Source organism: Pandoraea eparura (assembly GCF_902459725.1).
GTDB classification, from domain to species: Bacteria; Pseudomonadota; Gammaproteobacteria; order Burkholderiales; family Burkholderiaceae; genus Pandoraea; species Pandoraea eparura.
Genome location: NZ_CABPSH010000002.1, coordinates 159,379 through 180,996, shown reverse-complemented (window position 1 = coordinate 180,996; position 21,618 = coordinate 159,379). Strand labels below are relative to the sequence as shown.

The 21,618-nt window shown below is 63.4% G+C and carries 22 protein-coding genes and 1 other RNA gene; 16 read left to right on the top strand and 7 right to left on the bottom strand.

The window, feature by feature from the left end:
* The first annotated feature begins 322 nt into the window (after positions 1-322).
* From PEP31012_RS04940 to PEP31012_RS04920, 5 genes are all read left to right on the top strand, one after another.
* Positions 323-1,609, top strand: coding sequence for a Glu/Leu/Phe/Val family dehydrogenase (locus tag PEP31012_RS04940; protein ID WP_150588237.1), 1,287 nt, complete (start codon positions 323-325; stop codon positions 1,607-1,609).
* Positions 1,610-1,773: 164 nt separating this feature from the next.
* A complete protein-coding gene (locus PEP31012_RS04935) occupies positions 1,774-2,682 on the top strand; it encodes a glutamate/aspartate ABC transporter substrate-binding protein (RefSeq protein ID WP_150588236.1) in 909 nt (302 codons plus the stop codon).
* Between the two features lie 109 nt (positions 2,683-2,791).
* Complete coding sequence (locus tag PEP31012_RS04930; protein ID WP_150588235.1) at positions 2,792-3,532, top strand: amino acid ABC transporter permease; 741 nt, start codon at positions 2,792-2,794, stop codon at positions 3,530-3,532.
* Positions 3,532-4,212 carry a glutamate/aspartate ABC transporter permease GltK gene (gene gltK / locus PEP31012_RS04925; protein WP_150588234.1) on the top strand — a complete coding sequence of 227 codons (681 nt, stop codon included), beginning with the start codon at positions 3,532-3,534 and terminating at the stop codon, positions 4,210-4,212. The genes PEP31012_RS04930 and gltK overlap by 1 nt, the downstream gene beginning before the upstream one ends.
* Positions 4,209-4,934, top strand: a complete 726-nt coding sequence (locus PEP31012_RS04920; protein ID WP_150588233.1) for an amino acid ABC transporter ATP-binding protein — start codon at positions 4,209-4,211, stop codon at positions 4,932-4,934. The genes gltK and PEP31012_RS04920 overlap by 4 nt, the downstream gene beginning before the upstream one ends.
* 72 nt (positions 4,935-5,006) lie before the next feature.
* Here PEP31012_RS04920 and PEP31012_RS04915 read toward each other — a convergent pair whose 3' ends face one another.
* Positions 5,007-5,837 (bottom strand): class II glutamine amidotransferase, encoded by an 831-nt coding sequence (locus PEP31012_RS04915; protein WP_150588232.1) that lies wholly within the window; start codon positions 5,835-5,837, stop codon positions 5,007-5,009.
* Positions 5,838-6,029: 192 nt separating this feature from the next.
* On the opposite strand from PEP31012_RS04915, the gene pyrC reads away from it, so the two are divergent.
* From pyrC to rnpB, 3 genes are all read left to right on the top strand, one after another.
* Positions 6,030-7,067: a dihydroorotase gene (gene pyrC / locus PEP31012_RS04910; protein ID WP_150588231.1), complete on the top strand. Its 1,038-nt coding sequence runs from the start codon at positions 6,030-6,032 to the stop codon at positions 7,065-7,067.
* Between the two features lie 107 nt (positions 7,068-7,174).
* Positions 7,175-7,894 carry a DUF3025 domain-containing protein gene (locus PEP31012_RS04905; protein ID WP_343039884.1) on the top strand — a complete coding sequence of 240 codons (720 nt, stop codon included), beginning with the start codon at positions 7,175-7,177 and terminating at the stop codon, positions 7,892-7,894.
* Between the two features lie 90 nt (positions 7,895-7,984).
* Positions 7,985-8,395: RNase P RNA component class A (rnpB, locus tag PEP31012_RS04900), an RNA gene on the top strand.
* A gap of 81 nt (positions 8,396-8,476) precedes the next feature.
* Here the strand turns inward: rnpB and PEP31012_RS04895 are convergent.
* Positions 8,477-8,899 (bottom strand): OsmC family protein, encoded by a 423-nt coding sequence (locus PEP31012_RS04895; protein WP_150588230.1) that lies wholly within the window; start codon positions 8,897-8,899, stop codon positions 8,477-8,479.
* A gap of 637 nt (positions 8,900-9,536) precedes the next feature.
* Here PEP31012_RS04895 and rplM point away from each other — a divergent pair.
* From rplM to erpA, 4 genes are all read left to right on the top strand, one after another.
* Entirely contained in the window at positions 9,537-9,965 is a 429-nt protein-coding gene (rplM, locus tag PEP31012_RS04890; RefSeq protein WP_010805091.1) for a 50S ribosomal protein L13, read from the top strand.
* A 10-nt stretch (positions 9,966-9,975) separates the two neighbouring features.
* Positions 9,976-10,371 (top strand): 30S ribosomal protein S9, encoded by a 396-nt coding sequence (gene rpsI, locus PEP31012_RS04885; protein WP_010805092.1) that lies wholly within the window; start codon positions 9,976-9,978, stop codon positions 10,369-10,371.
* Positions 10,372-10,553: 182 nt separating this feature from the next.
* Positions 10,554-11,597 (top strand): N-acetyl-gamma-glutamyl-phosphate reductase, encoded by a 1,044-nt coding sequence (gene argC, locus PEP31012_RS04880; protein WP_150588229.1) that lies wholly within the window; start codon positions 10,554-10,556, stop codon positions 11,595-11,597.
* A 97-nt stretch (positions 11,598-11,694) separates the two neighbouring features.
* Positions 11,695-12,060, top strand: a complete 366-nt coding sequence (gene erpA / locus PEP31012_RS04875; protein ID WP_058377438.1) for an iron-sulfur cluster insertion protein ErpA — start codon at positions 11,695-11,697, stop codon at positions 12,058-12,060.
* Positions 12,061-12,324: 264 nt separating this feature from the next.
* Here erpA and PEP31012_RS04870 read toward each other — a convergent pair whose 3' ends face one another.
* On the bottom strand, positions 12,325-13,473 hold the full coding sequence (locus tag PEP31012_RS04870) for an anhydro-N-acetylmuramic acid kinase (protein ID WP_150588228.1): 1,149 nt from the start codon (positions 13,471-13,473) through the stop codon (positions 12,325-12,327).
* 94 nt (positions 13,474-13,567) lie between these two features.
* On the bottom strand, positions 13,568-14,938 hold the full coding sequence (locus tag PEP31012_RS04865) for a M23 family metallopeptidase (RefSeq protein ID WP_150588227.1): 1,371 nt from the start codon (positions 14,936-14,938) through the stop codon (positions 13,568-13,570).
* Between the two features lie 198 nt (positions 14,939-15,136).
* Here PEP31012_RS04865 and tyrS point away from each other — a divergent pair, with 198 nt between their 5' ends.
* From tyrS to PEP31012_RS04845, 4 genes are all read left to right on the top strand, one after another.
* The gene (tyrS, locus tag PEP31012_RS04860; RefSeq protein ID WP_150588226.1) at positions 15,137-16,381 is read left to right on the top strand and encodes a tyrosine--tRNA ligase; all 1,245 of its coding nucleotides are present in this window, start codon (positions 15,137-15,139) and stop codon (positions 16,379-16,381) included.
* 28 nt (positions 16,382-16,409) lie between these two features.
* Positions 16,410-16,877: a D-aminoacyl-tRNA deacylase gene (gene dtd, locus PEP31012_RS04855; protein ID WP_150588225.1), complete on the top strand. Its 468-nt coding sequence runs from the start codon at positions 16,410-16,412 to the stop codon at positions 16,875-16,877.
* Positions 16,878-17,071: 194 nt separating this feature from the next.
* The gene (locus PEP31012_RS04850; RefSeq protein WP_150588224.1) at positions 17,072-17,698 is read left to right on the top strand and encodes a YbhB/YbcL family Raf kinase inhibitor-like protein; all 627 of its coding nucleotides are present in this window, start codon (positions 17,072-17,074) and stop codon (positions 17,696-17,698) included.
* 141 nt (positions 17,699-17,839) lie between these two features.
* Positions 17,840-18,541, top strand: coding sequence for a histidine phosphatase family protein (locus tag PEP31012_RS04845; protein ID WP_150588223.1), 702 nt, complete (start codon positions 17,840-17,842; stop codon positions 18,539-18,541).
* 110 nt (positions 18,542-18,651) lie between these two features.
* Here PEP31012_RS04845 and PEP31012_RS04840 read toward each other — a convergent pair whose 3' ends face one another.
* The 3 genes from PEP31012_RS04840 to ruvC all read right to left on the bottom strand — a co-directional run bounded on the left by PEP31012_RS04840 (position 18,652) and on the right by ruvC (position 21,475).
* Complete coding sequence (locus PEP31012_RS04840; protein ID WP_425494923.1) at positions 18,652-19,638, bottom strand: oxygenase MpaB family protein; 987 nt, start codon at positions 19,636-19,638, stop codon at positions 18,652-18,654.
* 117 nt (positions 19,639-19,755) lie between these two features.
* Positions 19,756-20,826, bottom strand: a complete 1,071-nt coding sequence (ruvB, locus tag PEP31012_RS04835; RefSeq protein ID WP_150588222.1) for a Holliday junction branch migration DNA helicase RuvB — start codon at positions 20,824-20,826, stop codon at positions 19,756-19,758.
* A gap of 106 nt (positions 20,827-20,932) precedes the next feature.
* Positions 20,933-21,475, bottom strand: coding sequence for a crossover junction endodeoxyribonuclease RuvC (gene ruvC, locus PEP31012_RS04830; RefSeq protein WP_017235658.1), 543 nt, complete (start codon positions 21,473-21,475; stop codon positions 20,933-20,935).
* Positions 21,476-21,618: the final 143 nt, after the last annotated feature.

Sequence of the window (21,618 nt, the reverse complement as noted above, 5' to 3'; positions counted from 1 at the left end):
TCGCATAAAGCTTTCCGACCGCTCGGACCGCTAACACCCCTCGGACCACTCGGACCACTCGGACCACTCGGACTGCTCAGATTGCTCAGATTGCTCAGATTGCTCAGATTGCTCAGATTGCTCAGATTGCGCAGGTCGATTTGTAGCGATTCACGGGATCTCTGGGTGAAATTACCTGGGTCTCACAACTATGCGCAAAATGCATAGTTACATGTTTATTCGGCATTGGATTGTTCTTGGGGGTTCTCGGTAAAGTGCCAGCCATTCGTGTCGCAAGCACGGTATGTGCGTGCGGCGCAGATTTAAGCCGGAGAATTCCATAATGTCGCAAACGTCACATGTCGTGCCTTCCTACCTGCAAGCCGATGATCTCGGTCCGTGGGGCAACTACCTTCAACAGGTCGATCGCGTCACGCCTTACCTCGGCACGCTCTCGCGCTGGGTCGAAACCCTCAAGCGCCCGAAGCGCATCCTGATCGTCGACTGCCCGATCGAACTCGACAACGGCACCATCGCCCATTTCGAGGGGTACCGCGTCCAGCACAACACGTCGCGCGGCCCCGGCAAGGGCGGCGTGCGTTTCCACCAGGACGTGACGCTCTCGGAAGTCATGGCCCTGTCGGCCTGGATGTCGGTCAAGAACGCGGCAGTGAACGTGCCTTACGGCGGCGCCAAGGGCGGTATCCGTGTCGACCCGCGCAAGCTCTCGCGCGGCGAACTCGAACGCCTGACGCGTCGTTACACCAGCGAAATCAACATCATCATCGGGCCGACGAAGGATATTCCGGCACCGGACGTCAACACCAATGAGCAGATCATGGCGTGGATGATGGACACCTACTCGATGAACGAGGGGTCCACGGCCACCGGTGTGGTGACTGGCAAGCCGATCTCGCTGGGTGGCTCGCTGGGCCGTCGCGAAGCCACTGGCCGCGGCGTGTTCGTGGTGAGCTGCGAAGCGGCTCGCCGCCTGGGCCTCGACGTGCGCGGCGCGCGCGTGGTCGTGCAGGGCTTCGGCAACGTGGGGGGCATTGCCGCCCGCCTGTTCCACGAGGCTGGCGCGCATGTCATCGGCGTGCAAGATCACACCGGTACGATCTACAAGTCCGACGGCCTCGATGTGCCGAACCTGCTCAAGCACGTGGCCGAGACCGGTGGTGTGGGCGGGTTCCCGGCGGCGGAGACCATCAAGGACGACGAGTTCTGGTCGCTGGACTGCGAATTCATGATTCCGGCGGCGCTGGAAAACCAGATCACCGAGAAAAACGCCGACAAGATCCGCGCGAAGATCGTGGTCGAAGGCGCCAACGGTCCGACGACGACAGCGGCCGACGACATCCTGCGCAGCAAGAATATTCTTGTCGTGCCGGACGTCGTGGCCAACGCCGGCGGCGTGACGGTCTCGTACTTCGAGTGGGTGCAGGACTTCTCGAGCTTCTTCTGGACCGAGGAGGAGATCAACCACCGCCTGGAGCGCATCATGCGCGAAGCGTTCGACGGCGTGTGGCATATCGCCCAGGAACACACGGTTTCGCTGCGTACCGCCGCATTCATCGTGGCATGTACGCGGATTCTGCAAGCCCGTGAGATGCGCGGTCTGTACCCCTGATCGGGCGGTGCTGTCCGGCTAAGTAGTAATACGCAATAATGCGTAAAACAGAATGTTCGGGGCGATTTGCGTTAAGAAAGACGTACGTTCCGAACATTCGATAATAAAAAAATGGGCAAATGCGGTGCTAAAATGCATCTGTTTTTTGCCAAGGAGACTAAAGAATGACCCTCTCGAAAATTGCATTGGCGATGTGCTGTGTTGGCTTGATGGCAGGTGCTGCCCAGGCGCAGGAAACCGGTACGCTCAAGAAGATCAAGGACACCGGCGTCATCTCGCTGGGTAACCGGGAGTCGTCGATCCCGTTCTCGTTCTATGACAACAACCACAACGTCGTTGGGTATGCCAATGATGTGGCGATGGCCGTCGTCGCCGAAGTCAAGAAAGAACTGAAGCTGCCGAACCTGAAGGTCACGCAGACCCCGATCACGTCGCAGAACCGCATTCCGCTGGTTCAGAACGGCACGATCGACATGGAGTGCGGTTCGACCACGAACAATGCCGAGCGTCAAAAGCAGGCCGCGTTCTCGAACACGTTCTTCATCATCGGCACGCGTCTGCTGGCGAAGAACAGCTCGGGCATCAAGGACTTTGCCGACCTCAAGGGCAAGAACGTCGTGACCACGGCGGGCACGACCTCCGAGCGTCTGCTGCGCGAGATGAACCAGAAGGACAACATGGGCATGAACATCATCAGCGCCAAGGACCACGGCGAAGCAGCCATTACGCTGCATTCGGGCCGTGCCGTGGCGTTCATGATGGATGACGCCCTGCTCGCCGGCGAGCGCGCCAAGTTCAAGGACGCCAAGGACTACAGCATTGTCGGCAAGCCGCAATCGTATGAAGCCTACGGTTGCATGATGCGCAAGGACGATCCGGCCTTCAAGAAGCTGGTGGACAAGGCCGTTGCCGATTATCAGAAGTCGGGCCAGGCGCAGAAAGACTACGCCAAGTGGTTCCAGCAGCCGATCCCGGCACTGGGCGGCGTGAATATGGAGTTCCCCCCGTCGGCTGAAATGGCCGCGCTGTGGAAGTCGCCGAACGACCATGCCGACGTTCAAGGCGCCAAGTAAGCCTCGCGGGCTTCATGGATCGCTGAGCACCGTTAGCGCGTAATGCTGAAGCGGAAGGAGTCATTCCTTCCGCTTCTTTTTAAGCAAGACAAGTAGAAAAGGGGAGATCATGGCTCTCGGTCTCGATTTCAGTTTTTTCTTCCAGCCAGTGGCAACGGGCGAGGGGACGACCTATTTCGGGTGGTTGCTCTCGGGCTTCAAGCTCACGCTTGAGGTCGGGCTCGGCGGCTGGATCATTGCGCTTATCGTGGGCTCCGTGCTCGGCGTGATGCGCACCATCCCTAACAAATGGATCTCCGGCTTCGCGACGGCCTACGTCGAGTTGTTCCGGAACATCCCGTTGCTCGTGCAATTGTTCTTTTGGTACTACGTGGCGCCCGACTTCCTGCCGGAATCGGTTCGCACGTGGCTGTTCGCGCTCAATCCGGCAAACGTCTCGCTGCTCACCGGCGTGATTGGCCTGGGGCTCTTTACCGCCGCCCGGGTTTGCGAGCAGGTGCGCTCGGGTATCAATTCGCTGCCCAAGGGCCAGAAGAATGCGGGGCTGGCCATGGGGCTCACGCTGCCGCAGACGTATCGCTACGTGCTGCTGCCGGTGGCCTTCCGGGTGGTGATCCCGCCGATCACGTCGGAATTCGTCAACATCTTCAAGAATTCGGCCGTGATCTCGACGGTGAACCTGCTCGAACTGACGGGGCAGGGCAAGCAGCTCATCGACTATACGGCGCATAGCTACGAGTCGTTCATCGCGGTGACGCTTGCGTACATGGTCATCAACGTCGCGGTGCTGGTGCTCATGCGCTTCATCGAAGCCAAGACCCGCCTGCCGGGCTACATCGGGGGCAAATAATGGGTGAGATCTTCGCATGGGGCGGCGCCATCGACGCAATGCCGCTGCTCATCAAGGGCATGATCACCACGCTGCAGATCACGGTGCTTGCCGTGATCGTGGGCATCATCTGGGGCACGCTGCTCGCCATGATGCGCCTGTCGGGCGTGACGGTGCTGAAGTGGTTCGCGGATCTGTACGTGAACCTGTTCCGTTCGATCCCGCTGCTGATGGTGCTGCTGTGGTTCTTCCTGATCGTGCCGCAGGTATTGCGCTCGGTACTCGATGTGCCGCCGACGTGGGACATCCGGATGGTCTCCGCCCTCGTCGCCTTCTCGCTGTTCGAAGCGGCGTATTATTCGGAAATCATTCGTGCAGGTATCCAGAGCGTGTCGCGCGGCCAGATGTCCGCCGCCTACGCGCTGGGCATGTCGTACTGGCAGGCGATGGCGCTCGTGGTGCTGCCGCAGGCGTTCCGCAACATGGTGCCGTTGCTGCTCACGCAGGGCATCATTCTGTTCCAGGACACCTCGCTCGTGTACGCGATCGCCTTGGCCGACTTCTTCGGCATGGCGTATCAAGTGGGCCAGCGTGACGGCACGTTGCCTGCCATGATTGTGTTTGCCGGAGCGGTCTACTTTGTGATCTGCTTCACGGTTTCGATGTCGGTTAAACGTCTTCAGAAGAGGTTGGCGAAATGATTACCCTTAAAAACGTCTCCAAGTGGTACGGCCAGTTCCAGGTGCTCACGGACTGCTCCACTGAAGTCAAGAAGGGTGAAGTCGTGGTGGTGTGCGGCCCGTCGGGTTCGGGCAAGTCCACGCTCATCAAGACCGTCAACGGTCTGGAGCCGATCCAGCAAGGCGAGATCATCGTCGATGGCACATCGGTCGCCGACCCGAAGACGAACCTGGCCAAGCTGCGCTCGCGCGTCGGCATGGTGTTCCAGCACTTCGAACTGTTCCCGCACCTCTCGATCACCGAAAACCTGACGCTCGCGCAGGTCAAGGTGCTCGGCCGCAGCAAGGAAGCCGCGCGTGAGAAAGGGCTGAAATTGCTCGAGCGCGTGGGCCTGACAGCGCATGCCCACAAATTCCCGGGCCAGCTCTCGGGCGGTCAGCAGCAGCGTGTGGCCATCGCCCGTGCCCTGTGCATGGACCCGATCGCCATGCTCTTCGATGAGCCGACCTCGGCGCTCGACCCGGAGATGATCAACGAAGTGCTCGACGTGATGGTCGAACTGGCGCAGGAAGGCATGACCATGATGGTCGTCACGCACGAAATGGGCTTCGCCAAGAAGGTCGCGAACCGTGTGATCTTCATGGACCAGGGCATCATCGTCGAAGACGACAAGAAGGACGAGTTCTTCGCGAACCCGAAGTCGGACCGCGCCAAGGACTTCCTGGCCAAGATCCTGCACTGATCGTCGTCGTTGTTGGCATGAAAAAGCGTGCTTTCGGGCACGCTTTTTTTATGGCCGTCGGCGCCGCCAGCCTTACTGGCAGGCCGTGTTCTGCTCGTTGCGCAGGCGAACGGCTTCGGGAATCGGCACCACGGTGCGCAGCGACGGCGCCCCCTTCTCGAACAGAATCAACTCACCCGGCGCGAAGGTCGTCCAGACTTCGTTGTCCGTGAGCGGCGCCGTGGCGATCACCGCCACGCGATCGGCAGGCGTCGTGAACTTGGCAAAATCGATTTCCCAGTCGGCATCGATCAGATGCGCTTTCGTGAACGGCCATTGACGGGCGATGAAGTGCAGCCGCGTCGAGCAGTGCGCGATCAGCGCCTGGCCGTTCGAGAGGACGAAGTTGAACACGCCATGGCGCGTGATCGTGCGCGTAATGTCCTCGACCGCGTGGAACAACTCGTCGAGCGGCGGTTGCGAGCCTGGAAAGCGCTTGCGCAGGCCTTGCATGATGTCGCAGAAGGCGCGCTCGCTGTCGGTCGTCCCCACCGGCTGGTAGACGCCCGAAAGAAATGGGTCATAGTCGTGCAGATCGCCGTTGTGCGCGAAGATCCAGTGGCGTCCCCACAGTTCGCGCTGGAACGGGTGGCAGTTCTCCAGCTCAACGATGCCCTGCGTCGCCTTGCGGATATGCGCAATGACGTTTTTGGACTTGATCGGGTATTTCTTCACCAGTTCGGCGATGGGCGAATTCGCCGCGGCCTGATGATCGATGAACAGCCGGCAGGCCTTGTCCTCGAAAAAGGCGATGCCCCAGCCGTCCGCATGGTGATCCGTGCCGCCCCCACGCGCCGCGAAACCGGTAAATGAGAACGTGATGTCGGTCGGTTCCGCGCAATTCATTGCGAGCAGTTGGCACATGGGGCGGGCAAATCGAAGAGGGGTTGCGCACGTCGTGTCGGAGCGCCACAACCAGTACAATATGGGGTTGCACAAGCATAGCACCGGCCCCTGTGTACGTACATTCCCGCCCCATCTGTCCGTCGCGCCGACGCGTCACCGCGCCGCCACGGCCTCATGGGCTGGCCGCCCCCCAGCTCCCGGAAAACGCCCATGACCAACGAACTGACTATCACCCGTCCCGATGACTGGCACCTGCACGTGCGCGATGGCGACGTGCTCAAGAGTGTGCTGCCCGACAGCGCCCGCCAGTTCGGGCGCGCGATCATCATGCCGAACCTCAAGCCGCCGGTCACCACGACCGAACTCGCCGCGGCGTATCGCGAGCGGATTCTCGCCGCACGCCCGGCCGGCAACGCGTTCGAGCCGCTCATGACCCTGTATCTGACCGACAACACGGCCGCCGACGAGATCCGTCGTGCCAAGGCGTCGGGCTTCGTGCACGGGGTCAAGCTCTATCCGGCCGGCGCCACGACGAACTCCGACGCCGGCGTGACCGATCTGGCCAAGTGCCGCAGCGCGCTCGAAGCGATGCAGGACGTGGGCATGCCGCTGCTCGTGCACGGGGAAGTGACGAGTGCGGATATCGATATCTTCGATCGCGAAAAGGTCTTCATCGACCGAGTGATGTCGCCGCTGCGCCGCGATTTCCCGGGCCTCAAGGTTGTATTCGAGCACATCACGACCCAGGACGCAGCCGAGTATGTTGCGCAGGCCGACGGCCCCATTGCCGCCACGATCACCGCGCATCACCTGCTTTACAACCGCAACGCGATCTTCACGGGCGGAATCCGACCGCATTACTACTGCCTGCCGGTGCTCAAGCGTGAGACGCATCGCGACGCACTCGTGAAGGCGGCCACCTCGGGCAGTCCGCGCTTCTTCCTCGGCACCGACAGTGCCCCGCACGCGCGTGAAGCGAAGGAAGCCGCCTGCGGCTGTGCCGGCTGCTACACGGCGCTGCACGCGGTGGAGCTGTACGCCGAAGCGTTCGACAAGGCGGGCGCGCTCGACAAGCTCGAAGGCTTCGCGAGCTTCCACGGTCCGGATTTCTACGAACTGCCGCGCAACACCGACAAGATCACCCTGGTGCGCGAAGACTGGGAACTGCCGGCAGCGTTGCCGATGGGCGATGCCACCGTGGTGCCGCTGCGCGGCGGTGAAGTCATCGGCTGGAAATTCAAGGGGTGAGTCCGGACGGCGCGTCGGCGCCTTCGCCGTCCGCGCGCACAGGCCTGCCGGCCATTGACTGGCACGCTCCGTGGTTTGACGCGATTGCCGGGCGAGGGCGGGACGCCTTGGCGTGCGCCGAATGGCGCGAGGCACTGTCGGCGTACGCCAAGGCGGCCGGACTGGTGAGCGGGCGGGGACGGGCGCTGCGATTCGTCGCGCCGCAGGACCTTCCCGCCGACACGGCCTACGAGGCCTTCATCGCGGCCACGGGCGGCGTGCCGACGCGCCCGAACCTGCATGACTTCTTCAATGCGCTGATCTGGCTGGCCTATCCGCTCGGCAAGGCGGCGCTCAACGCCCGTCAGGCCGTCGCCATTGCTACCGATGGCGTGCAATCCACGCGCGGTGCCACGCGCGACGCCGCCACCCTCTTCGACGAAAATGCCGTCCTCTTCGCGTGTAGCGACCCCGCGCTGGGCAAGGCGCTTCGGGCGTTCGACTGGCACACGCTCTTCGTCGCACGGCGCGCCGATTGGGGCCGCGCCTGCGAGGTGCAGCCGTTCGGACATGCGTTGCTGGAGAAGCTCGTTGCGCCGTACCCCTCGGTGACCTCGCACGCCTGGATCGTCGACGTGCCACAAGCCTACTTCGGCTGGACGCCTCTTGCGCGCCGCGCCTGGCTCGACGCCCGGATCGCGCCGAGGCTCGCCAGTGGGCCGCTCACGACACGCGACTTCGCGCCCTTGCCGGTGCTGGGCATCCCCGGCTGGTGGCCGGCCAATCACGACCCTGCCTATTATCGGGATACCTCGGTATTCCGGCCCGGCCGGCGTCGGACGGGCTGAATGTCCCGGTGGCAAGCGAGTCGGGAGGGGCGGGCATCGGGCGGAGGAAGGGCGGCGGCACGGCGGCGCGCGTGATACACTTCGGCCCGCAGAGTCGGCCAGACAATCGCCGCCTCCCATTCGGGAGGGGGAGGAAAGTCCGGACTCCACAGGGCAGGGTGATGGCTAACGGCCATCCGTCGCGAGACGCGGAACAGGGCAACAGAGAACAGACCGCCGATGGCCCCTGGCGCAAGCCAGGCGGATCAGGTAAGGGTGAAACGGTGCGGTAAGAGCGCACCGCGGCGTGCGGCAACGCACACGGCACGGTAACCTCCACCCGGAGCAATTCCAAATAGGCAGGTGAACGGCATGCGCCTTGTGCGGATGCCGGCAACGGGGCCCCCGGGAGCCTGCGGGTAGGAAGCTTGAGCGGCGCAGTGATGCGTCGCCTAGAGGAATGATTGTCAGGCGCGGCGCGAGTCGCGTTCACAGAATCCGGCTTACCGGCTGGCTCTGCATCCGAACAAAACGCAAAAGGCTCCCGGTGGGAGCCTTTTGTGCTTCCGGCACTGTCGCTGTGGCGACGCGCGTGCGTGGCGCTCAGCCTTCGACGATCTCGACGCTATGCGTCATCTCCGCCGTCTTGGCGAGCATGATCGACGCCGAGCAGTACTTGTCGTGCGAGAGCGTCACGGCGCGCTCCACCGTGGCGGGGTTCAGATTGCGACCCGTGACCGTGAAATGAAAATGAATCTTGGTGAAGACCTTCGGGTCTTCGCTGGCGCGCTCGGCCTTGAGCGTGACGCTGCAATCCTTCACTTCGGCGCGGCTCTTCTTGAGAATCAGCACCACGTCATACGCGGTGCAACCGCCCGTGCCGACCAGCAGCATTTCCATCGGGCGCGGCGCCTGATTGTGGCCGCCACCTTCCGGCGCACCGTCCATCGCGACAATGTGGCCGCTTCCCGTCTGCGCTACGAAGGCCATACCGTCCTGGCCCATCCAACTCACCTTGCATTCCATATTCCGTAACCCCGATATCCCGTTCAAGCGAAAATTGTAACGGCTTACGCCAAGGCGCGTACGACGCCGAGCGCGGCCCCCGGCTGCCGGCCATGAAAACCCGGGTTGCTGCGTCGCAATATTGGCGGTTTTTTGATCGCCATTTCAGGCGGATAAACCCTAAATTTAGATGGTGAACTCTAGTGAACGGGCCGTCTGGCAAAGATGCCGCCTTGCAACCTGCTGATTTTAATAAAAATTATAAATTTCTGCTCATTCTCTGTGCATTTCATATTATGGTTATTGATTTCGCACTATAAATTTTCTTGCGTCGCAGCATCGAATTTGCTAGACTGCAGTCATTGATTGTTGTGCTTCACAGCAATTCTGCAAGTGTCTCCTCCACCCTCCTCCTTTGGTGGATTTAACCCGGACCCATGAGGTTCGGGTTTTTTTTTGTGCGGCCGGAAACGTCGTTTACCAGCCGGTGGTTTTTTCTGTATAATCAACGGCTTTTCCGGAAATGCCCACGGAAGATGCATCAGGGAGAGCCTGCAAGCACAGGACTGCGCCATGCGACGCAAATCGCCAGGACGCGGCCGGCAGACAAGCAGGAAGTTGATGTTAATGGGGCAAATGCATTTTATTTGGATCGATCATGAAGACGTTTTCCGCTAAGCCGGCAGAGGTGACGCGCGAATGGTTTGTGATTGACGCGACGGACAAAGTCCTCGGCCGTGTCGCCAGCGAAGTGGCACGCCGTCTGCGCGGCAAACACAAACCGGAATTCACGCCGCACGTTGACACGGGTGATTACATCATCATCGTCAATGCTGCCAAGCTGAAAGTCACGGGCGCAAAGCAAACCGACAAGAAGTACTACCGTCACACGGGCTACCCGGGCGGTATCTACGAAACCACGTTTGGCAAAATGCAAGAGCGTTTCCCGGGCCGTGCGCTCGAGAAGGCTGTGAAGGGCATGCTGCCGAAGGGTCCGCTGGGCTACGCGATGATCAAGAAGCTGAAGGTTTACGCCGACGGTAACCATCCGCACGAAGCGCAGCAACCGAAGTCGCTCGAGATCTAAGGGCCACGCCATGTTCAAAAACGATTGGAATTACGGCACCGGCCGTCGCAAGAGCGCTGTTGCTCGCGTGTTCATCAAGGCTGGCAAGGGCGACATCGTCGTCAATGGCAAGCCGATCAAAGAGTACTTCGCTCGCGAAACGTCGCTGATGATCGTCCGTCAGCCGCTCGAGCTGACCAACCACGCTGAAACGTTCGACATCAAGGTCAACGTGTCGGGCGGCGGTGAAACGGGTCAGGCTGGTGCGGTTCGTCACGGCATCACCCGCGCACTGATCGACTACGACGCAACGCTCAAGCCGACGCTGTCGACGGCTGGCTTCGTCACGCGCGATGCTCGTGAAGTCGAACGTAAGAAGGTGGGTCTGCACAAGGCACGCCGTCGCAAGCAATTCTCGAAGCGTTAATCGCCCGGGTGCTTGTTCGCATCTGCCGCTGGCGGATGCAAGGAAAGGCCGCCTCGTGCGGCCTTTTTCTATTTTGCTGCGCCTTCGGTGCACACGACCCGGCCTTGCCTCAGGCACGTCGCCGTCCCACACGTGTCGTGGAAGCTTGATAGAATCGCGGTTCTGATTGAAAGGGGTAGGACATGGTCAAGGTAGGTATCGTAGGCGGCACCGGCTATACCGGTGTGGAGCTGCTCCGGTTGCTGGCGCAGCACCCGGAAGTGAAGTTGACGGCGATCACCTCGCGCAAGGAAGCGGGTACGCCGGTCGCCGATATGTATCCGAACCTGCGAGGCCGTGTCGACCTGGCATTCTGCACGCCCGACGACGCCCGGCTGACCGATTGCGACGTGGTGTTCTTCGCCACGCCGCACGGCGTGGCCATGGCGCAGGCGCGCGAGCTGCTGGCCGCGGGGGTGCGCGTGATCGATCTGGCGGCGGACTTCCGCCTCAAGGACATCGCCACGTTCGAAAAGTGGTACGGCATGCCCCATGCCTGTCCCGACATTCTCGAAGAAGCGGTCTATGGCCTGCCCGAAATCAACCGCGACAAGATCAAGAGCGCCCGCGTGATCGGTCTGCCGGGTTGCTACCCGACGTCCGTGCAGCTGGGCTACGCGCCGCTGTTTGCCGGTGGCCGCAGACTGGTCGATCCGAAGCATCTGATCGCAGACGCCAAGTCGGGCGCGAGCGGTGCCGGCCGCAAGGGTGAGACGTCGCTGATCCTCGCGGAGACGGCCGACAACTTCAAGGCCTACGGCGTGAAGGGCCATCGCCATCACCCGGAAATTAAGCAGGGTCTGGAGGCGATTGCGGGCTACGACGTGGGCCTGACGTTCGTGCCGCATCTGCTGCCGACGATTCGCGGCATTCACTCGACGCTTTACGCAACCATCCTGCCCGAAGCGCGCGACACCGATTTCCAGGCGCTGTTCGAGACGTATTACGCTGGCGAGCCGTTTGTCGACGTGCTGCCGGCCGGCTCGATGCCGGAAACGCGCTGGGTGCGCGCATCGAATTATGTCCGTATGGCGGTGCATCGCCCGGGCAATGAAGACACACTGGTGATCCTCGTCGTCGAGGACAATCTGGTCAAGGGCGCGTCCGGTCAGGGCGTGCAGTGTATGAACCTGATGTTCGGCTTGCCGGAGAACATGGGGCTGACCCATATTCCCGTACTGCCGTAACGGTATTTGTCGTCTCTAAGCCCTTGATTTTTCTGCCGTCGGCACAATTTTGGATTAGAGACTAGAATGGTACCGAACCGATATTTGGAGATTTGCGATGAACGCACCGCTTGAGGCCGCCGTCACGGAAATGCCCGCTTTCCTGGTCTTTACCGACAGCGCCGCGGACAAGGTCAAGCAACTGATCGACGAGGAAGGCAACCCTGAGCTGAAACTGCGCGTTTTCGTGCAGGGCGGCGGTTGCTCCGGCTTTCAGTATGGTTTCACCTTCGATGAAGACGTCAACGAAGACGATACCGTGCTCGACAAGAATGGCGTGTCGCTGCTGATTGACTCGATGAGCTATCAATACCTCGTCGGCGCCGAGATTGACTACAAGGAAGATATCAACGGCGCGCAGTTTGTGATCAAGAACCCGAACGCCTCCACGACCTGTGGCTGCGGTTCTTCGTTCTCGGTCTGAGCCGCACGAACGTTATATTTGGATGCAGTATGAGACAGGGCCCGCAAGGGCCCTTTCTCATTGGCGGGGCGCCTCCGCTGCCGTCGTCACCATCGTCACCTTCGTCGCCTTCACAGCCTTTCTTCGCCTTCACCGCCTTCTTCGCCTGCACCTCATCCGCCGCCTTCGCTGCATCCGCTGCCTTCGTCACCCTCGTCACCTTATCCTCCTCTCTATCACGTTCAGCGCTTCCAGTGCTGTCATGGCGTGCGTGGCGAACCTGACTCAGTGTGGGTAGATCGCGCCGAGAATGCGAGGGCCCTGCGCGCCGGTGACCGACGCAAGATTCCCCGGTTGCCTGACCACGCAGCGCTGCGCGAGCCACGCGAAGGCGCGGGCCTCGACCTGCTGCGGTGGTACGCCGAGCGCCTCGGTCGTCGCGACAGTCACGCCCGGCAGGCGGGCAGCAATGGCCTGCATGAGCGCATGATTGCGCGTTCCCCCGCCGCAGGCGTACAAGCCCCGGCAGTCGGGCGCGTAGCGCAACACGTCGTCGGCCACACACTGCGCGGTGAGCGCAACGAGCGTGGCCTGGACATCGACGGGCGACACGCCCGGCACGGTCGCGAGACGTGCCTCCAGCCATTCGGCGTGGAACAGGTCACGCCCGGTGCTTTTCGGTGGTGCCTGGCGGAAGTAGGGTTCACTCAGCAAGGTGGCCAGCAATGCATCGTCGACGTGTCCGCTGGCACCCCAGGCGCCGCCGTCGTCATATGTCGTTCCGAGATGGCGCGCCACCCAGCCGTCGAGTAGCGCATTGCCAGGGCCGCAATCGAAGCCGGAGACGGACTGGCCGGTAGCCGCTGCCGGCAAAATCGTCACATTGCTGATGCCGCCGAGATTGCAGACGACGCGCGTTTGCCCGGCGTCCGAAAACATTGCCTGATGATAGGCGGGCACGAGCGGCGCGCCCTGGCCGCCCGCCGCGACGTCCCGGCTGCGGATATCTGCCACGACGTCAATGCCGGTCAATTCCGCGAGCAGTGCGGGCGCGTTGAGCTGGCGCGTATAGCCAATGCCATCGAACTCGCCCGGACGGTGACGGATTGTCTGCCCATGCGCGCCGATGGCCGCAATGGCCGACGCAGGCAATTCCGCTGCCGCGAGCAGCTCGCGCACGCAGTCGGCATACACGCGTGCCAGCGCATTCGCTGCCAACGCCTCCCGATGCAACTCGTTTTCCGAAGGCGCCTGCAACACCATCAACGTGTCACGCAAGTCGCCCGGAAACGGAAGATAGGCTTCTGCGAGCACCTGTCCGGTGGCCGACGCGACGAGCACGCCATCGACACCGTCGAGGCTGGTGCCGGACATCAGGCCGATGAAATGGGAGGGAGATGCCGGGGCGTCGGGGTGACGAGCGATGTCGGTCATGGGCGGAGCGAGCGGGCGGAGGAATCGAATCCGCGCTGGCGGCGTCGACAGGTGAATCACCCATCGACCCGCACGGCGCGGTCTCCAGCATACCTTAATCGCGCTCGGCGACCTGCACGGTGCGCATCAGGTCGATGCGCTTGAGGAGGTTCTCGGCGTACATGTCGAACAGCTTCAGGCGCGAGCCCGAGAGCGGCGCGACGGCCGCCACGTCGGTCGAGAACGGGTTGCGCGGCACCCCCTTGAAACGCAGCTCGTAGTGCAGGTGCGGGCCGGTAGCCCAGCCCGTCTGGCCGACGAAGCCGATGACTTGCCCTTGCGTGACACGCGTGCCGGCCTTCATGCCCTGGCCGAAGGCGGACAGGTGGGCGTAACGCGTCTGGTAATTGCCCGCGTGATCGATTTCGACCAGGTTGCCGTAGCCGTTTTGCTTGCCGACGAACTTGACCACGCCGTCGCCCGCCGCAAACACGCGCGTACCGATAGGCGCCGCCAGATCCACGCCCTCGTGCTTCTTCCACTTGTGCTGGAACGGATGCTCGCGACCACCGAAGGCCGACGAAATTCGCGAAAACTCGACCGGCGTGCGCAGGAACGCCTGCTTCAGGTTGCGGCCATCGAAGCCGTAATACGCGCCCTCGGGCGAGCCCTTCGGATCGGCGTACCAGATGGCCTGGTGCGTCTTGCCCTGATTGATGAACTCGATGGCCAGCACGCGGCCGGTGCGAACGGTGCGGTCCTGCTGCTTGATCACCTCGTACACGAGGCGGAATCGATCGCCGCGGCGCACGTCGCGCTGGAAGTTGATCACCCCGGAGAAGATGTTCACCATCTGCGCGACGACGGCATCGGGCACGCCCGCGTCGTCCATCGCGGTGAAGAAATTGCCTGCGATGGCCCCCGAGCGCATGGCCCATTCGGTATCGTTGGCGAGCTGCTCCATACGGGCGCGCAAGCGACCGGCATCGTTGCGATCGATCACCAGTTGCTGGGCCGCGGTGCTGCCGTTCGAGAGCACGGTGGAGAGCGAGACGAGCTTGCCGTCGTCGTCGGTCTCGGCCTGCACGACATTGCCCGCGGGCACGCCGATCAGACGCCGGGCGACGGCGTTATCGCGAATGAACCGCTCGGCCGCGGGGTCCTGGATCGACAGCCGCGAGAGCATGTCGCCAAGGGTTTCGCCGCGGCGCAGGGCCACCTGATGAATAAAGGTCTGGGATTGCGCGTCGAGCTGCTGGATCTGTTTGGTCAGGTCGGGGAAGGTGAGCGGTAGCGTCACGCTCGCCCCGATACGGGCCGCGTCGGGCACCATCGGTGCCACGCCGAAAGCAGTCACCATGCCCAACGTCAGGGTCGAACCAACCGTTGCCACGATTTGCACCTTCCTGCGACGGTGCTTGGGCTGGGTGGGATCGATCAGGGTCAGCAGTTCACGCGCAAAAAAATCACGGAGTTTTGGCCACATCACGTAAAATTCTGCGCAACTTACAAAAAAGCCCGGGCGAAGCGACACGCTTCGAGATTGCCTGCCGGAATTCCGGGGCAACCCGGCGTTGCTTCGGCCCGAGCCGAGAATCGAGCCGCGATTATAGCAGAGCCGCCGCGGCCTCCGCCTTTACTGACTGCTCAAGGGAAACCCTGAACCAGTCCGGACAACGATGTTATGACAAGTGAACACGCACTTACCTCGGAAAAGAAGTATCCCGTGACTGACGCCGCGCGGGCTGCGCTGGCGATTGCCAAGCGCGGTTGCGACGAGCTGCTCGTGGAAGAGGAGTTCCTCCAGAAGCTGGCGCGCAGCGAAGCGACCGGCAAGCCGCTGCGCATCAAGCTGGGTCTGGATCCGACTGCACCGGACATCCACATCGGCCACACCGTGGTGCTCAACAAGATGCGCCAGTTGCAGGATCTGGGGCATACGGTCATCTTCCTGATTGGTGATTTCACGTCGCTGATCGGCGATCCGTCGGGCCGCAACAGCACGCGTCCGCCGCTCACCCGTGAGCAGATCGAGTCGAACGCCAAGACCTATTTCGAGCAGGCCGCGCTGGTGCTCGACCGCAATAAGACCGAAATTCGCTACAACAGTGAATGGTCGATGAAGTTGGGCGCAGACGGCATGATCAAGCTTGCGTCGCGCTACACCATGGCGCGCATGCTCGAGCGTGAGGACTTCACCAAGCGCTTCCAGGGCGGCGTGCCCATCGCCATCCACGAATTCCTCTACCCGCTCATGCAAGGCTACGACTCGGTGGCCCTGGAGTCGGACCTGGAACTCGGCGGCACCGACCAGAAGTTCAACCTGCTCGTGGGCCGTGAGCTGCAGAAGCAATACGGTCAGGAGCCGCAGTGCATTCTGACGATGCCGCTGCTCGAAGGGTTGGACGGCGTCGAGAAGATGTCGAAGTCCAAGGGCAATTACGTGGGCATCAGCGAGAAGCCGAGCGAGATGTTCGGCAAGCTCATGAGTATCTCGGACGACCTGATGTGGCGTTATTACGAACTGCTCTCGTTCCGTTCGCTCGAAGAGATCGCGCAATTGCACAAGGACGTCGAGGGCGGGCGCAATCCGCGCGACGTGAAGGTGTTGCTCGCGCAGGAGATCGTGGCCCGTTTCCATTCGCAGGCCGACGCCGAGCGCGCGCTCGAGGATTTCAACGCGCGGGCCAAGGGCGGCGTGCCGGACGACATTCCGGAAGTTTCCCTCGACGGCGCGCCGCTGGGGATCGCGCAGCTCCTCAAACAGGCTGGCCTGGTGCCGTCGACGTCCGAAGCCAACCGCAACATCGAGCAGGGTGGCGTGCGGATCGACGGCGAGGCCGTGTCCGACAAGGGCGCGAAGATCGACGCCGGTACTTATGTCGTGCAAGTCGGCAAGCGCCGCTTCGCGCGCGTGACGCTCGCGTGAGCGCCACCGTCGGATCGCCGGTCGCGCGATGATTGCGCTCATCCAGCGCGTGCTCGAAGCCGCCGTGACGGTCGACGGCCGCACGGTGGGCGCCATCGGGCCTGGCCTGCTCGCCCTGGTGTGCGCCGAGCGCGGCGACACCGAAGCGAGCGCGGACAAACTGCTCGCGAAGCTGCTCGGCTATCGCGTGTTCTCGGACGAGGCCGGCAAGATGAACCGCAGCGTGTCGAGCCTCGACGGCAACGGCGCGCCCGGTGGTTTGTTGCTCGTCTCGCAGTTCACGCTGGCGGCCGACACCAACAGCGGTACCCGGCCGAGCTTCACCCCGGCGGCCAGTCCGGCCGACGGCAAGCGGCTCTTCGACCATTTCGTGACGCAGGCGCGTGCGCGCCATCCGATCGTGGAAACCGGCGAATTCGGCGCCTACATGCGCGTCTCGCTCGTGAACGACGGACCCGTCACGTTCTGGCTTCAGACGCGTGCGCACGCCAACTGACATGCGTGGCGGGGCCATGGCGGCGCTTCGGCGTCGCGTGTCATCTTTTGCTCCCGCTGGCCCTACCGTCTCCGACCAGGTCTTATCCCGAAAATTGCTCGGAATCGTCCGGATGTGCGCGCGCGCCCGCACGCGATTCGCATCGGTGTGATACCGTCGTCGAGTTCCGAAACGACAATGCTTGGGAGAAACCGATGAAAGTCTGGAGTGACTCGTTTGCCGATAATGCGGCGATAGATGAACAGTTCGCCTTCGGCAAACCGGATGCACAGGCGCACGTGGCGCTGTCGCAGAACAAGAATCCCCATCTGGCGTGGTCCGATGTACCCGCGGGTACGCGCTCGTTTGTCGTGATCTGCACCGACAGCGATGTGCCGAGCCAGGGCGACGACGTCAACCAGGAGGGGCGCCAAGTGCCGGCGAATCTGCCGCGCGTCGATTTCTACCACTGGGTGCTCGTCGACGTGCCGGCGTCGGTGTCCGAGATCCCGGCGGCCAGCCACAGCAACCACGTCACGCCGCGCGGCAAGTTCGGCCCGGACGCGCTCGATGGCATGCGTCACGGCATCAACGACTACACCGCCTGGTTTGCGGGCGACGAGACGATGCGCGGCGATTACTACGGCTACGACGGCCCGTGCCCGCCGTGGAACGACACGATCGTGCACCATTACCACTTCACCGTGTACGCGCTCGATATCGCCCGTGTGCCGCTCGACGGCCGCTTCGGGGGCGACGACGTCCTTGCGGCGATCCAGCCGCATGTGCTCGGGCAGGCGCGCGTGACCGGCACCTACACGCTCAATCCGGCGCTGACCTGAGCCGGCGGCGCCTGCGGCCCACTAACTTGGACTCACCCGCGATGCTTCATTCGCGATGATTCATTCGAGTTAACTCATTCGCTTCAGCGCATACGCTTCGGCTCACGTAACGTGCAACACGCAACGGCATCGATGACTGGCATGACCACTACCCTGACTTTGATTCGCCACGGCGAGACTGACTGGAACCGCGCCAAACGGATTCAAGGGCACACCGATATCCCGCTGTCGACCGAGGGCGAGCATCAGGCGGTCTTGTTGGGGCAGCGTATCGCGCGCGAGGTGGCGGCGCGCGGGCGCGTGTTCGATCAGGTGCTCACGAGCGACTTGCAACGCGCGGTGCAGACGGCCGTGCCCGTCGCTCGCGCGTGCGGCTTGCCGCTGGTGCGCACGGCGAGTCTGCGGGAGCGTCACTACGGGGTCTTCGAAACGCGTGTGCCCGACGAGATCCAGGCAGAATTTCCGCAGGACTATGCGCGCTGGCAGAGCCGCGATCCTGATTTCGTGATTCCCGGCGGTGAGTCCACGCGCGGCTTCTACACGCGTATCACCGAGTCCGTCGCGCAACTGCTGCGCGACCATGCGGGTCAGCATCTGGCGCTGGTGGCGCACGGCGGTGTGCTCGATTGCTGTTATCGGCTCGCAACGCGGCTTGCCCTGACCGAGCCGCGGGCGTATCCGCTGCTCAATGCGAGCGTGAACCGCCTGGCCTTCGATGGCCAGCGCTGGCACGTGCTGTGTTGGGGGGATGTCACGCATCTGGACGCCGCCGTGCGTGACGAAAGCAACGACCGGCCGGACGGCGCTGCCGCCATAGACCGCGTCGATCCGCGGGTGGTGTGACAAGCTGGCCGCTCGGGTAAGGGCGTTGGCGGGTAGGGCAGCTAAGTCCGCTGGGTCCGCTGAGTCCGCTAAGTCCGCTAAGTCCGCTAAGGGCCGTGACGCAGGTGCGCCTAGCGTTCCAGCGACGACTGCACGATCGCGACATCGGGCGTCGCCAATGCACGGCGTCGCGCGCGGTGCGCCACGCTGTTGCGCATCGACCAACGGGCGACCTGCGCCATGTGACGCACGGCGGGCCGCACCGTCAGGCGGCGCACCGTCGCCCCCTCCTCGAAGCCAAGCATCGCTTGCGCCCAGTCGGGCAGCAGATCGATGCCTGCGCGAAACAACACGCCGCTGAACAGGCGCGCGCCCGTGAACGGCGCGGGCAGATTGCGCAATACGCGCACGACTTCGTCGGTGCGCTCGCTCGCGCACAACGCCGGGCGCATGGCGGCGAGATAGTCGTCGATCTGCGCGACACTCGTCGGCACGTCGCGAGCGCCGAGCGCCACGGCAATGCGTGAGACTTCCGCGTAATAGCGATCCTGCTCGCTTCGGTCGAACGCCGGATCCTTGTAGACGAGATAGCTGCGCAGGAAGCTCGACGTCTCGGCCACATGTACCCACGTCAGCAGATCGGGATCGTACGCCGCGTAGGGGCGCCCGTCGGGGGCGGTGCCCTTGACCTGCAGGTGGATGCGCCGCACCCGTTCAAGCAGCGCCTGCGCGTCGGCCGTATTGCCGAACGTCGTGCCGCCGATGAAGGTTGCCGTACGGCGCAGACGGCCGATCACGTCCTGCCGGAAGGTCGAGTGGTCCCAGACCCCGGCCATCGCGAGCGGGTGCAACGACTGCATCAGCAGCGCGCTGATGCCGCCGATCATCATCGACGTGAAGTCGCCGTGCACGTGCCAGCAGGCGGCGTCCGGGCCGAACAGGCCGGGGTCGCCGGCCGGGGTGTCGTAGTTCAGACGCGGTGCGCCGGGGCCGGAGGTCAGGCTCACCAGCCGCATGGCGATGGCGTGCCGCACACGTCCAGACACGCCCACGACCGGCCCGGCAGGCCGCAGGGGTGTTGCCGGGGGCGGTGTCGGGAGGTCGTCGTGCGAAGACATGCGAGGCTCAGCGCAAGGCGAGGGAGGAAAGCGACGAGCGCGACTTGGTCGGCGTGGGCAACGAGGGTAACGTGCGCGACGAGTGCGACGTGGGCATCGTGGGCATCGCGGCCGGTATCACTTGCCGGGGGCGTCGGGCGACCAGAGCGAGCCGCTGTCCGGCGCACCGCCGGGTGCCGCCAGGCCGAAGTGACGATACGCCGCGAGCGTCGCGACGCGTCCGCGAGGCGTGCGTTGCAGGAAACCCTGCTGAATCAGGTAAGGCTCGATCACGTCTTCAATGGTGTCGCGCTCTTCGCCGATGGCGGCGGCGAGGTTGTCGACCCCCACCGGCCCGCCGTCGAACTTGTGGAGCACCGCTTCGAGCAGCTTGCGGTCCATCACGTCCAGGCCGACCGCATCGACGTCGAGCATCGAGAGCGCGGCGTCGGCCACGGCGGCGGTAATGCGCCCGTCGGCCTTCACTTCGGCGTAGTCGCGTACACGTCGCAACAACCGGTTGGCGATACGCGGCGTGCCGCGTGCGCGACGGGCGATCTCAAAGGCGCCGTCGTCGACGATGGCCGCGCCGAGCAGGCCGGCCGAGCGGCGCACGATGCCCGCCAGTTCTTCGGCCGTATAGAACTCCAGGCGTGCCACGATCCCGAAGCGGTCGCGCAGCGGATTCGTCAGCATGCCGGCGCGCGTGGTCGCGCCCACGAGCGTAAACGGTTGCAGATCGAGCTTGACGCTGCGCGCGGCCGGGCCTTCGCCGATCATGATGTCAATCTGATAGTCCTCGAGCGCCGGGTACAGGATTTCCTCGACGACCGGCGAGAGCCGGTGGATTTCGTCGATGAACAGCACGTCGTTGGCTTCGAGATTGGTCAGCAGCGCGGCGAGGTCGCCCGGACGCTCGAGCACGGGGCCCGACGTCTGGCGCAGATGCACACCCATTTCGCGGGCGATGATGTGGGCGAGCGTCGTCTTGCCCAGGCCCGGCGGGCCGAAGAGCAGCACGTGGTCGAGCGGTTCCGAGCGCTTGCGCGCCGCCTCGATGAAGATTTCCAACTGGCCGCGTACCTTGCGCTGGCCGACGTATTCGTCGAGCAGCTTGGGACGCAGCGCGCGCTCGAAGGCTTCTTCGTTAGGCGAGGCAGGGGTCGGCGCAATGATGCGCTCGGCGGCGAGTTTGTCGGTTTCGATCATGGCTGCATTGTAGCGCTTCGGACGTCGCTCGCCGGGGTGAGGCAGCACGGTATACCGCGACGTACGACGATGACCGTGATGGCAACCGCAACCGCGGAGATGCCGCTCAGCCGACCAGGCGGCCGCGCCGCACGCGCAGGCCCTTGGCCGCAAGGGTCGGGGCGACGCCGGCCAGTGCCGAGTAGGTCTCGCCGCTGTGCGCATGGCAGATGGCGACGCCCAGCGCGTCGGCCGCATCCTTGCCCGGCGTGCCCGTGAGCGTGAGCAGGCGCGTGACCATCTCCTGGACCTGCTCCTTACGGGCGCGTCCGTAGCCGACCACCGCCTGCTTGAGCTGCATCGGCGTGTATTCGAAGACCTCGAGGCCGCCGACAGACAGCGCTGTGATCGCCGCCCCGCGCGCTTGTCCGAGCAGCAGCGTGGATTGCGGATTGACGTTGACGAACACCTTCTCGATGGCGGCCTGATCGGGCCGGTACGTGTCGACCAGTTCCGCCACGCTCTCGAAGATGATGCGCAGCCGCGCGGGCAGCGTGCCTTCGCCGGTGCGGATGACGCCGCTCGTCACATATTGCAGACGGTTGCCGTGCTTTTCGAGCACGCCGAAGCCCGTGACACGCAGCCCGGGGTCGATGCCAAGAATTCTCATGCAGGGGCCAATGATCGGGGAGCCGACCGATGCGGGGCGAAGACGCCAATATGGCCCGTATTCTGGCACACCCGCGAGAACGCGTCGCCCAAGTCGTGTTTCGTCGGGCGAGACGCGATGACGCCGCACGCCAACGGATCACA